The 14,040-nt window shown below is 72.3% G+C and carries 19 protein-coding genes; 9 read left to right on the top strand and 10 right to left on the bottom strand.

Annotation, left to right across the window (positions count from 1 at the left end):
* Window positions 1-4: 4 nt before the first annotated feature.
* On the top strand, window positions 5-817 hold the full coding sequence (locus ACSJDX_RS03555; protein ID WP_438354209.1) for a VOC family protein: 813 nt from the start codon (window positions 5-7) through the stop codon (window positions 815-817).
* 12 nt (window positions 818-829) lie between these two features.
* Here the strand turns inward: ACSJDX_RS03555 and ACSJDX_RS03550 are convergent, their stop codons facing one another.
* The 5 genes from ACSJDX_RS03550 to ACSJDX_RS03530 form a co-directional block, all read right to left on the bottom strand.
* Complete coding sequence (locus tag ACSJDX_RS03550) at window positions 830-1,054, bottom strand: hypothetical protein (RefSeq protein WP_438354208.1); 225 nt, start codon at window positions 1,052-1,054, stop codon at window positions 830-832.
* 26 nt (window positions 1,055-1,080) lie between these two features.
* Entirely contained in the window at window positions 1,081-1,497 is a 417-nt protein-coding gene (locus ACSJDX_RS03545) for a VOC family protein (protein ID WP_438354207.1), read from the bottom strand.
* A gap of 119 nt (window positions 1,498-1,616) precedes the next feature.
* Window positions 1,617-1,799, bottom strand: coding sequence for a PspC domain-containing protein (locus ACSJDX_RS03540; protein WP_438354206.1), 183 nt, complete (start codon window positions 1,797-1,799; stop codon window positions 1,617-1,619).
* A gap of 75 nt (window positions 1,800-1,874) precedes the next feature.
* The gene (locus ACSJDX_RS03535) at window positions 1,875-2,888 is read right to left on the bottom strand and encodes a DNA-3-methyladenine glycosylase family protein (protein WP_438354205.1); all 1,014 of its coding nucleotides are present in this window, start codon (window positions 2,886-2,888) and stop codon (window positions 1,875-1,877) included.
* A gap of 106 nt (window positions 2,889-2,994) precedes the next feature.
* Entirely contained in the window at window positions 2,995-3,735 is a 741-nt protein-coding gene (locus ACSJDX_RS03530) for a winged helix-turn-helix domain-containing protein (protein WP_438354204.1), read from the bottom strand.
* Between the two features lie 448 nt (window positions 3,736-4,183).
* On the opposite strand from ACSJDX_RS03530, the gene ACSJDX_RS03525 reads away from it, so the two are divergent.
* From ACSJDX_RS03525 to ACSJDX_RS03505, 5 genes are all read left to right on the top strand, one after another.
* Entirely contained in the window at window positions 4,184-4,483 is a 300-nt protein-coding gene (locus ACSJDX_RS03525) for a GNAT family N-acetyltransferase (RefSeq protein ID WP_438354203.1), read from the top strand.
* A 25-nt stretch (window positions 4,484-4,508) separates the two neighbouring features.
* Window positions 4,509-4,946, top strand: a complete 438-nt coding sequence (locus ACSJDX_RS03520; RefSeq protein ID WP_438354202.1) for a DUF1622 domain-containing protein — start codon at window positions 4,509-4,511, stop codon at window positions 4,944-4,946.
* A gap of 87 nt (window positions 4,947-5,033) precedes the next feature.
* Window positions 5,034-5,243, top strand: coding sequence for a hypothetical protein (locus ACSJDX_RS03515; protein ID WP_438354201.1), 210 nt, complete (start codon window positions 5,034-5,036; stop codon window positions 5,241-5,243).
* Entirely contained in the window at window positions 5,240-5,527 is a 288-nt protein-coding gene (locus ACSJDX_RS03510) for a hypothetical protein (RefSeq protein WP_438354200.1), read from the top strand. Before ACSJDX_RS03515 ends, ACSJDX_RS03510 begins: the two co-directional genes overlap by 4 nt.
* Before the next feature lie 89 nt (window positions 5,528-5,616).
* Window positions 5,617-5,841: a hypothetical protein gene (locus ACSJDX_RS03505; protein ID WP_438354199.1), complete on the top strand. Its 225-nt coding sequence runs from the start codon at window positions 5,617-5,619 to the stop codon at window positions 5,839-5,841.
* Window positions 5,842-5,854: 13 nt separating this feature from the next.
* Here the strand turns inward: ACSJDX_RS03505 and ACSJDX_RS03500 are convergent, their stop codons facing one another.
* The 4 genes from ACSJDX_RS03500 to ACSJDX_RS03485 form a co-directional block, all read right to left on the bottom strand.
* Window positions 5,855-6,643, bottom strand: a complete 789-nt coding sequence (locus ACSJDX_RS03500; protein WP_438354198.1) for an alpha/beta fold hydrolase — start codon at window positions 6,641-6,643, stop codon at window positions 5,855-5,857.
* Window positions 6,644-6,706: 63 nt separating this feature from the next.
* Complete coding sequence (locus ACSJDX_RS03495) at window positions 6,707-8,131, bottom strand: NAD(P)/FAD-dependent oxidoreductase (protein ID WP_438354197.1); 1,425 nt, start codon at window positions 8,129-8,131, stop codon at window positions 6,707-6,709.
* The gene (locus ACSJDX_RS03490) at window positions 8,128-8,505 is read right to left on the bottom strand and encodes a cupin domain-containing protein (protein ID WP_438354196.1); all 378 of its coding nucleotides are present in this window, start codon (window positions 8,503-8,505) and stop codon (window positions 8,128-8,130) included. Before ACSJDX_RS03490 ends, ACSJDX_RS03495 begins: the two co-directional genes overlap by 4 nt.
* Complete coding sequence (locus ACSJDX_RS03485; RefSeq protein ID WP_438354195.1) at window positions 8,502-9,827, bottom strand: aspartate aminotransferase family protein; 1,326 nt, start codon at window positions 9,825-9,827, stop codon at window positions 8,502-8,504. Before ACSJDX_RS03485 ends, ACSJDX_RS03490 begins: the two co-directional genes overlap by 4 nt.
* 88 nt (window positions 9,828-9,915) lie before the next feature.
* On the opposite strand from ACSJDX_RS03485, the gene ACSJDX_RS03480 reads away from it, so the two are divergent.
* The gene (locus ACSJDX_RS03480; protein ID WP_438354194.1) at window positions 9,916-11,532 is read left to right on the top strand and encodes a PucR family transcriptional regulator; all 1,617 of its coding nucleotides are present in this window, start codon (window positions 9,916-9,918) and stop codon (window positions 11,530-11,532) included.
* A gap of 33 nt (window positions 11,533-11,565) precedes the next feature.
* Here ACSJDX_RS03480 and ACSJDX_RS03475 read toward each other — a convergent pair whose 3' ends face one another.
* Window positions 11,566-13,089, bottom strand: coding sequence for a CoA-acylating methylmalonate-semialdehyde dehydrogenase (locus ACSJDX_RS03475; protein WP_438354193.1), 1,524 nt, complete (start codon window positions 13,087-13,089; stop codon window positions 11,566-11,568).
* A 173-nt stretch (window positions 13,090-13,262) separates the two neighbouring features.
* On the opposite strand from ACSJDX_RS03475, the gene ACSJDX_RS03470 reads away from it, so the two are divergent.
* Together ACSJDX_RS03470 and ACSJDX_RS03465 are read left to right on the top strand one after the other, a co-directional pair.
* Window positions 13,263-13,556, top strand: coding sequence for a DUF2277 domain-containing protein (locus ACSJDX_RS03470; RefSeq protein WP_438354192.1), 294 nt, complete (start codon window positions 13,263-13,265; stop codon window positions 13,554-13,556).
* Between the two features lie 14 nt (window positions 13,557-13,570).
* Window positions 13,571-13,978 (top strand): nitroreductase family deazaflavin-dependent oxidoreductase, encoded by a 408-nt coding sequence (locus ACSJDX_RS03465; protein WP_438354191.1) that lies wholly within the window; start codon window positions 13,571-13,573, stop codon window positions 13,976-13,978.
* Window positions 13,979-14,040 lie beyond the last annotated feature (62 nt).

Below are 14,040 nucleotides of genomic sequence, written 5' to 3'. Positions count from 1 at the left end.
GGGCATGACGCAGACGAGGGAGTATCCGCAGGGCGTGCCGTGCTGGGTCGACCGCGAGGTCGGCGACAGAGCGGGTGCCGAGCGCTTCTATCGAGACCTGTTCGGGTGGGAGTTCGCGAACGCCATGCCGCCCGGGGCGCCGGGGTTCTACGACATCGCCACACTCGACGGCGCGGATGCCGCAGCGCTCGGCCCGGGCGACGGGACGGCGGGGTGGATGAGCTACCTCGCGTGCGACGACGCCGATGCCACCGCGGCCGCGATCGAGGCCGCCGGCGGCTCGGTGCTCGTGGCGCCGGAGGACGCCGGCCCGGGTGGGAGGGCCGCCACCTGTGCCGACCCCCAGGGTGCGGTGTTCCGGCTCTGGCAGGCGCGCCGCCGTCGCGGCGCGCAGGCGGTCAACGTGGACGGTGCGTGGAACTTCAGCGATCTGCACACCCCCGACCCCGAGGCATCCGTCGCCTTCTACGCGAAGGTGTTCGGATGGGAGGTCGACCCGCGGCTCGGGGCGGGCATGATCCGCCTCCCCGGGTACGGCGACTTCGTGGTCGCCACCGCCGACCCCGAGCTGTTCGAGCGGAACGCCGGCTCACCCGAGGGGTTTACCGACGTGATCGCAGGGATCACCACGGATGCTTCGCCCGCGCACTGGGTGATCCGGTTCAGCGTGGCCGACCGCGACGCGAGCGTGCGGACCGTGGAGGGCGCGGGGGGCCGCGTGATCTCGCGGGCCGACACCGAGTGGACGCGCGAGGCCGTCGTCGCCGATCCGGAGGGCGCCGAGTTCGTCGTCAGCCAGTACGCGCCTCCGGCGTGAGCGCCGGCCGGGCTAGAGCTGGGCGCCGTCGTCGTGCGGATCGTCGAGGCCGACGGTGCGTCCGCGCCACGACTCGTAGGCGATCAGCCACCCGATCGAGATGATGACCGCGATGAACACGCCCAGGAAGATGCTCTGCAGCGCGGCGCCGACGAGCACCCCGAGGCCGAGGAGCACCACCGTGCCCGCGATCCAGCCGATCCGGCCGCGGGGAAAACCGGTGTGCGCGTCGCTCATGCCCTCAGCCTAGAGGTGCCGGGGGATCACGCCTGCGGAGCGTCGTACGAGACCATCCAGTCGATGCCGAACCGGTCGGTGAGCATGCCGAAGCGGCCGCCCCACGGCGGGGTGTCGAACGGCATGGTGACCGCGCCGCCCTCGCCGAGCGCGTTCCAATAGCCCTCGAGGAGCGCCTCGTCGTCGCCCGAGATCGACACCGAGATGCCCGCCGGCTTCACGTACTCCATGTGGCTGGGCGTGTCGGCGCCCATGAGGACGAGGCCGCCGGGGGTCTGCAGCTGCGCGTGCATCACGAGCTGCGCCTCCTCGGCGGGCACGCCCATGTCGGGAAACGACTCGAAGGTCGAGAGGGTGAGTTCGCCGCCGAAGACGGAGCGGTAGAACTCCATCGCCGCGCGGGCCTCGTCCTTGAACGAGATGTAGGGGTTGAGGATGACCATGGTGTGCTCCTGAGGGACGGTGTCGGATCGGGATGCCGCGCTCGGGTCCCGCGGCGCCCCTCAGTGTTCTCCGGGCCTCCGACATCGGCAAGGGCACCCGTGGATGCCGCGCCGGACGCTCAGCGCTGCTGCGGGATGATGATCCACAGCAGGATGTAGACGAGCACCGACACCCCGGCGAAGAGCACGCCGAGCACCGTCAGCACCCGCACGAGGGTGGGGCTGATGTCGAAGCGGTTCGCGATCGCGGCGCACACGCCGGCGATCACGCGGCCCTGCCGCGGGCGGAGGAGAGTGGTCATGCGCCCAGTCTCCCCGCGTCGTCGTCGCGCCGACAGGGGGACGTCCCCCGGATCGCGCGTCGGGCCGGCATCCGCTCAGCGGTCGCGGTGGTCCTCGGGGTGCAGGCGTGGACCGCGCCGCGGCTCGAGCACGCCGCTCGCGCCGATCAGGCGGACCACGCGCTGGCGGTGGCCGGGCCACGCGGCCAGCAGGCGCAGCATCCCGTCGTCGTCGGTGCGCGTGCCCGTGAGCGCGTAGCCGACCTCGTGCGCCAGGTGGTAGTCGCCGACGCTGACCGCGTCGGGGTCGCCGAAGGCCTTGATGCGCGTCTCGGCCGAGGTCCACGGGCCGACGCCGCGCAGCGAGATGAGCACGCGGTCGCGGTCTTCGCCGTCGGTCGCTGCGGTCACCGCCCGCACGAGTGACGCGCCACGGCGCGCGGCGTCGACGATCGTGCGGGACTGCGGGGGCTCGAGGCCCGCTCGATGCCACGCCCACGACGGCACGTGCCGCCATCCGTCGATGGTCGGCGGGGCCGACATCGGCCGCGGTGTCGGACCGGGCGCGCGCTCGCCGTACCAGGTCACGATGCGGCGCCAGGCGGCGAAGGCCTGCATGCCGGTGACCTTCTGCTCGATGACGGCGCCGGCCAGCGCGTCGAAGACGAGGTCGGTGCGGCTCAGGCGCAGTCCGGGATTGCGGTGGTGCGCGTCGGCGACGAGCGGATGCCTCGACGCGTCGAATCCGCTCGGATCGTCGCCTGCCCCGCACAGCGCCGGCAGCTGCGCGAGCGCCCATCCGGCGCCCGGGCCCCAGGCCGCGCCACGGATCACGCCCCGCGACACCTCGCGGATCGCGAGCGTCGCCACGCCCTCCGGGGTGCGCGTCGCGCGCCAGATCACCGTGCCGTCGACGATCATCGTGGGATCGCCCGCTCCGCGTCGCTGCGCGAGCACGGTGCGGCGCAGGTCGAGCGGATGCCTCGGCCGGTACTCGGTCTCGAGCGCCCGCTCCCGCCCCGCCGCTGCGAGCGCCCGCTCCCGCGCCGCACGCGTCGCGAAGCCCGCGGCATCTCGATCCCGGGGGATGCGCGAGAGCGACGTCGTCATGGCGACACCCTACGCTCCGGCCACCGACATCCTGCCGAGTCGCGGCGATCTGCGCTCACCGCGACGTGCGAGACCGCCGATCGGCGCAACCCACCCGATCGAGCGGTCAGAAGCGGTCGGGCGAGGGGGTGCCGTGGCCGTAGCGGATCGAGACGTCGGCGTGGCGGTCGAAGCGGTAGCCGATGCCGCGCACCGTGCGCACGATGTCCTCGTAGCGGCCGAGCTTGGCGCGCAGCCGGCGCACGTGCACGTCGATGGTGCGCTCGCCGGGAGCCTCGTCGTCGGTCGCGCCCTGCCACAGCGAAGACACCAGCTCGGTGCGCTCGATCGTGCGGCCCTCGCGCAGCACCAGGTACTGCAGCAGCTCGAACTCCTTGTAGGTGAACGACGCCGACTCGCCGTCGATCAGCACGCGCTTGCGCGAGATGTCGACCTCCACGCCGCCGGAGGGGCGATCCTCCTCCTCCGGCTCGTCCTTGGTGCGCGCGACGGCCGACGGCTCGTGCAGGGCGAGACGGACGACATCGACGTCGCGTCCGCCCGCGCCCACGGGCGCCAGGGCGACGGTCGCGTAGGTCTCGGCGGTGGGCGCCAGCTCGCCGAGGGTGCGGCGCAGCGCCTCCACGAGGGTGCCGAGGCTGACGCCCGCGGCGGCGGCCTTCTCCTCGTCGAACCCGACGTAGAGGGCGAAGCCGCGCGGAGCGGTCCCCGGCGGCAGGTGGCGTGCGGGAGCGGGGGCGGATGCCTCGGGAGCCGCGACCGGCGCGGCATCGGGTGCAGCCGGGGTCTCGGTCACGAGGCGCGTGCTCGGAGAGGCGGGGCGGTCGAGGAGGAGGGTGTTCGACATGGAGGAGATCCTTGGAGGAGGAACCCGGCGGGTTCGAGGGTGCTGCTGTCTTGCCCGGGAGGGCGGGGACGAGGCATCCGGCGTCCTGCAGATCGTGCGGACGGCGCCTCGGGGGATCGAACGGATCGCGTTCTCGACGGGGGTTCTCCCGGAGCGCGATCAGCGATCCCGGCAGGGGTCACTGTGTCAGCGGCACATTCGACAACGCATGACGCGGCCGCCGGCCATCATCATGTCGGCAGTCCCGTTCGCCTCCAGGGCGGACAGAGAGCGTGCGTTGTCGGTCATGGGGCCGATTATGACCGAATGCGTCGCCATGCGTCAAATCGCACGGATGCTACGCCATCCCGATGACGATTTGTGACAGATTGCACAATCGCCGGTGAGACCGCCGAACACACAGCGCGTGCACAGGACGCGCCGCCCGCCGCGGGCGTACTCTTTCGGGGTGACCGAGCTCACCTTCACCCGAGAGGCCGAGGCGTCCCGCTACACGCTCCACCGTGGCACCGACCTCGTGAGCGTCCTCGACTACCGCGACGACGGACGCACCCTGGCGATGACGCGCGCCTACACGGTGCCCACGTTCCGTGGCCACGGCTACGCCGGCGAGATCGTCGACCGGGCCGTCGCCGAACTCGAGCGCGCCGGCGACCGCGAGATCATCCCGGTGTGCTGGTACGTGGCCGACTGGTTCGCCGCCCACCCCGATCGCGCGGGCATCCTGCAGGACCGCCGCAGCGCCTGACGGGCACACGCCTACACTGAGCCCCGTGGACATCGAGGCGCTCTTCGTCGGCATCGCCGTCGGGTTCGAGGCCATCGGCGCCGCCGCGATGGTCATCGGCTTCGTGATCGCGCTCGTGCTCGGCGCACGCGCGCTGCGGCGCGGCGACGGCGGGCAGCGGGCGTTCGCGACGGTGCGCACGACCCTCGGCGGCGCGATCCTGCTCGGCCTCGAGGTGCTGGTGGCGGCGGATCTCATCCGCACGATCACGCAGAAGCCGTCTCTGGAGGACGCCGCGATCCTCGGCCTCATCGTGCTCATCCGCACGGTCCTGTCGATCTCCATCCAGATCGAGGTCGACGGCGTGCTCCCGTGGAAGCGGGCCCTGCTGACGAGCGGCGGTCAGGTGATCGGCCGCGCGGTCGCACAGGATCGGGCCGCCGCGGCATCCGCTCGCCCGGACGGGCCGACCGCGGCGCCGTGAGGGTCGCGCCCGGCTGCGGGGCTGTCAAGCCCCTGCCGCTCGGACGCCGCGCGGGCGAGCCTGGAGGCACCGACCGGAGGAGACGCCATGGACGACCAGAACGACAGCACCGACGAGCCGATCGAGTCGGTGCACGCGCCGTCACCGAGTTCTTCCGGCCTTCCGCCGAACACCCCGGCCGGCTCGGATGCGACCGCCGACGCCCCGGCATCCCCCGCCGACGGATCCGTGGAGGACGCGGCCGTGACGCAGGGCGTCGATCCCGATCTGAGCGCCGACGGGCAGGACGCGTCGTGAGCGGCGACGAGCAGCTGCCGTCGACGGCGGGCACCGGCGGGGCGATCCACCCGGACGCCCGGGCGACGTCGCCGTCGACGCAGGACCAGCCGGCGATGGACGTCGACGAGGCGGCCGTGGAGGACAAGATCGCCGGCATCGCCGCGCAGACGCGTGTGGATGTGGGCGGCGAGGGTGCCGAGCGCATCGCCGACGTGCTCCGTCAGCGGTTCGCCGACGCCGGTATCGAGGTCTCCGACGACGAGCGCGCCCGCCTCGCCGAGGGGATCGCCGAAGGCTCCTGATCCGAGTGCAGCGGACGGATGCCTCGCGCCGCCGATGTCGGAACCCCCGCGTAGGTTCACGACATCGGATGGTTCGTCAAGGAGGCATCATGTTGGAGTCGTACGCCGCAGAGATCGTGTTCCGGGCCGAACAGGCCGAGCTGCCGCAGCGACTGCGTCGCGCGCGGTCGCTCGCCGATCGCGACGAGGCGCGGGCGTTCGCGAACGAGGTGGCGCCGGTCTTCCGCCGGTCCGCGGCGCTGCGCCGAGCACGTCGCGCCGCGTCGTGGCCGCGGCCGATCGCCGTGCACCTGGCTCCGGTCGCCGTCGCCTGAGGCAGGCGCCGAGTCAGAGCTCGGTGAAGGCGAGGATCGCGGCCGCGACGGGGCCAGAGTCGCGGATCATCGTCTCGTGGCCGTGCCCGTCGATCTCGACGAGAGTGCCGTTCGGAACCAGGTCGCCCACGTGCCGGCACCAGTCGTGCGGGCACACGCGGTCCTTGCCGCCCCGCACGATGAGCGTCGGACACTGCACGCGTCGGTAGGCGGTCTCCGGATCGTGCGCCATCATCGCCCGGAACTTCCCCGGGATGTGGGGTCCGGCCCGCAGGTACTCGCGGGCGCCGATGAGGAACACCTTCGGATGCTCGCCGGCGAGATCCTGCACGAGCCGCATCACCTGACGTGCCGCGGAGTGCTCGCGGCGGTTGACGGTCGGCGCGAGCAGCACGAGCCGAGCGACGAGCGCCGGATGACGCGCGGCGACCTCGGCCGCGACCTGCGTCCCCATCGAGTGCCCCACCAGCGTCACCGGACCGGGGGCGTGGGACCGCAGGTATCCGGCGACGAGGTCGGCGGTGCGCTCCATCGTCAGGATGCGCTCGGGCTCGGGGGCGGCGCCGTACCCGGGCAGATCGATCGCGATGAACGATCCGCGGTTCTCCAGCTCCTCGGCCACCCCGCGGAAGACGCTGCGGCCCATGCCGATGCCGTGCACGAGCACGAACGTCTGCGCGCCGCGCCCGAACCGCTCGGCGATCAGGGTCGCGCCGGCATAGGAGAAGGTCTCGACGGTGACGGAAGCGCCCGCCGGGGCGACCACCGGATCGTCGGGGCGAGGACGCCGATTCCGCTGCACCGCACGAGATTATCCGACCGCGCACGGGACGACGTCACGCGACGACGACCATCGCGACGTGGGTCAGGAGTCGAAGCCGATGCCGAACGCGCCGGCGAGCTTCAGCAGCATCCCGTCCTTGCCGCCGTTGCGGTCGGACGCGGCGACGGCGGAGCGCATCATCGAGATGAGCGGGTAGGCGAACGGCTCGGGTGGGATGGGGATCGGCATCCGCGTGGACATCTTCAGGCGCGTGCGCTCGGTGTCCTTCCCCTCCAGCAGGTCGAGCATCGTCTCGGCACCGAACCGCGTCGCGCCCACGCCCAGGCCGGTGTAGCCCGCGCTGTAGGCGACGCGTCCGCCGCGGGCGATGCCGTGGAACGCGGTGAGCTGCGTGGACATGTCGATCGCGCCGCCCCACGTGTGCGTGAAGCGGATGCCCTCCAGCTGCGGGAACGTCAGGAGGAAGTGGTCCGCGAGACGCGCGAACGTCTCCGGACGCTGGTCCTGCGCGCGGCGCACGCGGCCCCCGCGGTGATAGACGGCGTCGTATCCGCCCCAGAGGATCCGGTCGTCGGCGGTCTTGCGGTAGTAGTGGAACTCGCGCGACGAGTCGGTGATGCCGTGCCGCCCGGTCCATCCGATCGATTCCAGCTGCGCGGGTGACAGAGGCTCGGTCATCAGCACGTAGTCGTACACCGGCACGGTGAAGAGCCGCCGCGACGGCAGCAGCGATGGGAACACATTGGTCGCCAGAGCCACCCGGGCGGCGCGCACCTCCCCGTGCGGCGTCGCCACGGTCAATCCCACCGAATCGGGGGTGCGGATGCCGGTGGCCGGGGTGTGCTCGTAGATCTCCACGCCCAGGGAGGCCGCAGCATCCGCCAGTCCCCAGGCGAGCTTCGCGGGGTGCACGTAGCCGACGCCCGCGGTCCCGAACACGCCGGCACGGTAGAGGGGGGAGTCGCCGTACGCGGCCAGGGCGGCGCCTTCGAGCACCGGCTCGCCTTCGGCGGCCGCCTCCTCGGCGAGCCAGGCGAGCTGATGCGGCTCGGTGGCCACCGTGAGGACGCCCGTCTGCTCCCATTCGGCGTCGATGCCGTACCGCGTGAGGGTCTCGGCGAACGCGGTGAAGTTCTCGGCGGCGAGCCGGTCGAGCACGGGGAGGTCATCGGCGAAGTGCAGCTCGCCGTTCTCGCGTCCGTGGGTGAGGCTCGCTTCGACGAACCCGCCGTTGCGGCCGCTGGCGGCCCAGCCGATCCGCTGTCCCTCCAGCAGCACGACCCGGCGGTCGGGGTCCCGCTCCTTCGCGAGAAGCGCGGTCCACAATCCGCAGAACCCGCCGCCGACGACGACGAGGTCGGTGACGGCGTCGCCCTCCAGTCGCGGCCTGGCGGCCGGGCGATCAGGGGTGTCGAGCCAGAACGGCACGGTGCGCGCGCCCGCGAGGGCGGCCTGCACCGTCGCGATCGGGGTCTGCAGCTCGTGACGGTACGCGGTCGGGGTCATGCGCGTCCTCCGTCGGGGTCGTCTGTCGCGGGGTCTCCCAGAATGTAGACCTTGCGCAGCATCCGCGGAACCTCCCAGACGGTCGACATGCCCGCCTCGAGCCGGCACACGACGCCGGGGCGGAGAGCGATCGTGCGCTCGCCGAGGGTCACGGTCGCCTCGCCCTCCAGCACGACGAACACCTCGTCGACCTCGACGTCGCGCATCGCGCCGGCGGTCATCTCCCAGACGCCGACCTCCGGCATCCCGTCTCCGAACAGCACGGCGGCGCCGACGCGCGGCGCACCCGAGACGGTCTGCGCGGCGGCGACGTCGTCGTGGTCGAGCGTCAGGGCGAGCGCGTCGACGGGCTCGAAGGCGCCCGGCGGGGTCATGCGAGGGCCGCCGACTCCAGCACCTCGGCGATGAGCCCGAGTCCGCGCTCGGCGTCCTCGGCGGTGATGATCGCCGGCGGCACCACGTGGAGGCGGTTGTCGGCGAAGAAGCCGAGCACGCCGCGCTCGAGCAGCGCCGCCTTCAGCGCGGCGACCTGCGGGGCGGGGAGCGGGGTGCGCGCCTCGCGGTCGGAGACCAGCTCGACGGCCCAGAACACGCCGAGCCCGCGCACCTCGCCGACGACGGGGGCCGACGCCGCGATCTCGCGCAGGCGGGGGCCGATCACGGTCTCGCCGATACGGCGGGCGTTGTCGACGATGCCCTCCTCGGCCATCGCCTCGAGGGTGGCCACGACGGATGCCGCCGCCAGCGGGTGCCCGGAATAGGTCAGACCGCCGGGGAACACGCGGTCGTCGAAGGCCGCGGCGATCGGATCGGAGACGATGACGCCGCCCATCGGCACGTAGCCGGAGTTGACGCCCTTCGCGAAGGTGATGAGGTCGGGGCGCACGTCGAACGCGTCGAAGGCGAACCACTCGCCTGCGCGGGAGAACCCGGCCATGACCTCGTCGAGGATCAGGAGGATGCCGTATCGGTCGGCGATCGCGCGCACGCCCGGCAGGTAGCCGGGAGGCGGCACCAGAACCCCCGCGGTGCCGGGGATCGTCTCGAGCAGGATCGCGGCGATCGTGTCGGGGCCTTCGGCCTGGATCGTGCGCTCGAGGTGGCGCAGCGCCCGCTCGGACTCCTCCTCGGGCGTCTGCGCCCAGAACTCCGTGCGGTACAGGTACGGGCCGAACACGTGCACGTGACCGCGCGAGTACTCGTTGGGCATGCGCCGCCAGTCGCCCGTGGCCGCGATCGCCGCGCCGGTGTTGCCGTGGTACGAGCGGTAGTGCGACACGATCTTGTCGCGGCCCGTGGTGAGGCGGGCCATGCGCACGGCGTTCTCGTTCGCGTCCGCGCCGCCGTTCGTGAAGAACACCTTCGCGAACCCTTCGGGGGCTCGCGCGATGATCAGCTCGGCGGCATGGGCGCGGGTCTCGTTCGCGTGCGCCGGAGCGACCGTCGTCAGCTGCGCGGCCTGCTCCTGGATGGCCGCGACGACCTTCGGATGCTGGTGGCCGATGTTGACGTTGACCAGCTGGCTCGAGAAGTCGAGGTAGCGGCGCCCATCGGCATCCCACACCGTCGTGCCTTCGCCCCCGGCCAGCGGCAGCGGCGCGAGCGTGCGCTGAGCGGACCAGGAGTGCAGCACGCTCGCGCGATCGCGGGCGCTGATGCGGCTGTTCTCGGAGACGTCGACGGAGTCCGGTGTCATGGCCTCATCCTCCTCCTTCCGCGTCCTCCGTGGACTGTCCAGATTGTCGATGAGAGGATCGCCATATGGACAATCCGGTGGCGATCTCGTGCCCGCGACGCTGACGTCGCTGCTCGCCGTCGGCGACTTCGCGCTGCGTGCGGTCGTGCCGCCGGGGGCGGATGCCGCGGAGCGCCCGATCGCCTGGGCGCACAGCTCCGATCTGCTCGATCCCACTCCTTGGCTCGAGCCCGGGCAGCTGCTGCTCACCGACGGGGGGCAGTTCGACGCCGACACGACGGCCCTCGACGCCGACGCGTACTGCCTCCGACTGCGCGCCCTCGACGTCGCGGGACTCGGCTTCGCCACCGACGTCATCCACGCGCGCATCCCCGCGGCCGTCGTCGAGGCGTGCGCGACCCACGGCATCCCGCTGCTCGAGGTTCCCGGGTCGACGCCGTTCATCGGCATCATCCGTCACATCGCCGACGTCGAGGCCTCGGAGCGCAGCGCGCGGCTCTCGTGGTCGCTCGAGGCCCAGCGCGACATCGCGCGCGCGGCCGTGCGCGATGACGGCCTGCGTGAGATCCTGCGGACGCTGTCGCAGCGACTGCAGACGTGGGTCGCCCTCTACGATGCGGCCGGCGGGCGCGTACGCGTCCCCGGCCTGCGGGACCTCCCGGCCGGGGTCGCCGGACAGGTCGACGACGACGCGCGCATGCTCTTGGAACGCGGATCCGCCGCACGGCTGCGGACCCTGACCGACCCGCCCGCGACCCTCCAGACGATCGGTCAGGGCGGGCGGCCCCGTGGCGTGCTGGCGGTCGGCACCGACGCCCCGTCCGGCGCTCCCGAGAACGATCTCGTCGGCAGCGTCATCGCCCTGGCCAGCATCGCCCTCGAGCAGCAGCGCGCCGTCGACGACTCGCGACGACACATCCGCACCGGCGTGCTCGAGCTGCTGCTCGCCGGACGTGTGCGCGAAGCCGACCGCACCGCGATGGCCGTGTGGGGGCCGCTGCCGGCGGCTCCCGTCGTGGTGGGGGCCTTCCGCGGACCCGTGCACGGCCAGTCCGTGCTCGACGAGCTCGAGCTGCTGACGGCCTCGTCGAGCCGTGGCGCCTTCTTCGCCGAGCACGGCGACGACGTGATCATCCTCCTGCCCGTCGAAGGCGACGCCGAGCTGTCGCGGCTCGTGACCCGCCACGGACTGCGTGTCGGGCTCTCCGCTCCGGCGCGATGGCCGGGCATGCGGGTGGCGATCGACGAGGCCTTCCATGCGGCGGCCGCCGCCGACGAGGGGACGATCGCACGCTACGCAGACGTCGCCGGCCGCGGCGTGATGGGAGCGCTGCGGGCGGGCGGCGGAGCGGTTCTCGCCGCCTCCGTCCGGGCGCGGCTGGACGGCCTCGCCCCGGCCGAGAGACAGCGGCTGTGGGCCGCGGCGCGGGCCTGGCTGGACGCGAACGCCGCGTGGGATCCCGCGGCGCGGGCACTCGGCATCCATCGCCATACGCTGCGCGCGCGGATCGCGCAGCTGGGCGGGCTGCTCGGGCTGGATCTCGAGACGTTCGCGGGTCGTGCCGAGCTGTGGGCCGCGATGGAGTTCTCCGACGCCGACGCCGACGCCGACGCCGACGCCGACGCCGACGCCGACGCCCACGCCGACGCCGACGCCGACGACGCCGCGAGCGGGGACGAGAACACCGGCGCCGAGACCCGGTGAGGGCCTCGACTACGGCGGGTCGTCAGGTGAGCGTCAGTCGTTCCGCGGGAATCCGAGATCGATGCCGCCGTGGCCGACCGCCGGGTCGATCCAGCGGGCGGTGACCGCCTTCTCCCGGGTGAAGAAGTCGAACCCGTGCACGCCGTACGCCTTCGCATCGCCGAACAGCGACTTCTTCCAGCCGCCGAACGAGTGGTACGCGACCGGGACGGGGATGGGCACGTTGATGCCGATCATCCCGACCTGCACCTCGTTCTGGAAGCGGCGGGCAGCACCCCCGTCGCGGGTGAAGATCGCGGTGCCGTTGCCGAACTCTCCGCTGTTGATCAGCTCGAGCCCCTCGTCGTACGAGGCCACCCGTACGACGGACAGGACGGGTCCGAAGATCTCCTCCGAATACGCGCGAGAGGTGATCGGCACGCGGTCCAGCAGGGTCGGGCCGAAGAAGAACCCGTTCTCGTGCCCGTCGACGGTGAACCCGCGACCGTCGACCACGACGGTCGCACCGTCCTGCTCGGCGATGTCGACGTACGCGGCGACCTTGTCGCGGTGCAGATCGGTGATGAGGGGCCCCATGTCGGGCTCGACGCCGTCGACGCCGGCGCCGTCGCCGACCCGGAGCCGCCCGATGCGCTCGCCGATCTTCGCGACGAGTTCATCGGCGACCGGCTCGACCGCGAGGACGACGCTGATCGCCATGCATCGCTCACCCGCGGCGCCGAACCCGGCGTTGACGGCCTGGTCGGCGACGAGGTCGAGATCGGCATCGGGCAGCACCAGCATGTGGTTCTTCGCGCCGCCCAGGGCCTGCACCCGCTTCCCGTGCCGCGACGCGGTCTCGTAGATGTACTGCGCGATCGGGGTGGAGCCGACGAACGAGATCGACTGCACGATCGGGCTCGTCAGCAGCCCGTCGACGGCGAGCTTGTCGCCCTGCAGGACCGTGAACACGCCATCGGGAAGGCCGGCGTCCTTCCACAGCTGCGCCATCCACAGGGCGGCCGACGGGTCCTTCTCGCTCGGCTTGAGGATCACCGCGTTGCCCGCGGCGATCGCGATGGGGAAGAACCACATCGGCACCATCGCGGGGAAGTTGAACGGGCTGATCACGCCGACGACGCCGAGGGGCTGCTTCAGCGAATAGACGTCCACGCCCGTCGAGGCGTTCTCCGAGTAGGCGCCCTTGGTCAGGTGCGGGAAGCCGGTCGCCAGCTCGACCACCTCCTGTCCACGGAGGATCTCACCGAGGGCGTCGGAGCGCACCTTGCCGTGCTCGGCCGTGATGATCGCCGCGAGCTCGCCCTTGCGGGCGTTCAGCAGCTCGCGGAACGCGAACAGCACCGACTGCCGCTTCGCGATCGAGAACGACCCCCACAGCGCGGATCCGCGCTCGGCCGACGCGATCGCCGCGTCGATCTCCTCCTGATCGGCGAGAGCGACACGGGCGATCTCGGCCCCCGTCGCGGGGTTGTGGACCGGAGCCGTCCGGCCGCTCTTCGAGGGGTGCGGGGCGCCGTCGATCCAGTGCGGCAGTGTGGGGACATCCGTGGTCGTCATGAGCCTCATCCAACCGCGCATGCCCGATCAGTCGACGTGCCAGGTTGGCATGTGACGCAGACATGATCGACAGATCGGCGATTCTCACCCGGACGGCCCCGGCCGAGGCATCCGCTCGGCCGGGGCCGCGCCCGCCCTGTCGCGGAAGACCGTGCGCGCGTAGCGTGGACGGCATGTGCCGCAACATCCACACCCTCCACAACTTCGAGCCGGCCGCGAGCAACGACGAGATCCACGCGGCGGCCCTGCAGTACGTGCGCAAGATCGCCGGCACGACGAAGCCGTCGAAGGCCAACCAGGCGGCCTTCGACCACGCCGTCGCCGAGATCGCGCACATCACCGGGCATCTGCTGGAAGACCTCGTCGCCACCGTGCCGCCGAAGAACCGCGAGGTCGAGGCCGAGAAGGCGCGCGCCCGTGCCGTCGCGTCCGGCCGGTACGCCCCGCGAGTCGCGCAGGCGAGCTGACCGGAGACACCGCGATGGGTCGGTTCAAGGATGCGTTCCTGCGCGTCCTCAACCGCACGCTCAACCCGCTCACGCTGAGATCGGCGCGATCGGGGCGCGGACCGTTCACCCTCGTGCGGCACGTCGGACGCAGGAGCGGACGCACGTTCGAGACGCCGATCATCGTCGCCGACCACCCGGACGGCTTCGTCGCCGAGCTCACCTACGGCGACACGGTGAACTGGTACCGCAACCTCGTCGCCGGAGGCGGCGAGCTCGACCACCGCGGCCGCACCTACCGCGTCGTGGCGGTCGAGCCGCTGGATCGCGACGAAGGGCTGCGCGCGTTCGGCGGCTTCCGCGCGGTGGTGCTGCGGATGCTGCGCCGGCACGAGTTCCGCCTGCTGCGGGTCGATCCGCCGCCCGTGCCGAACGGCGGCTGAGCGCGGATCCGGATCGCTCCTGGCGAACCGCCCGCCCGCCTCGGCGGCGATGTCGGGGGCCG

The sequence above is a fragment of the Microbacterium fluminis genome (assembly GCF_051549805.1).
Classification (GTDB): Bacteria; Actinomycetota; Actinomycetes; order Actinomycetales; family Microbacteriaceae; genus Microbacterium.
This window is presented reverse-complemented; position numbering and strand designations above follow the sequence as displayed.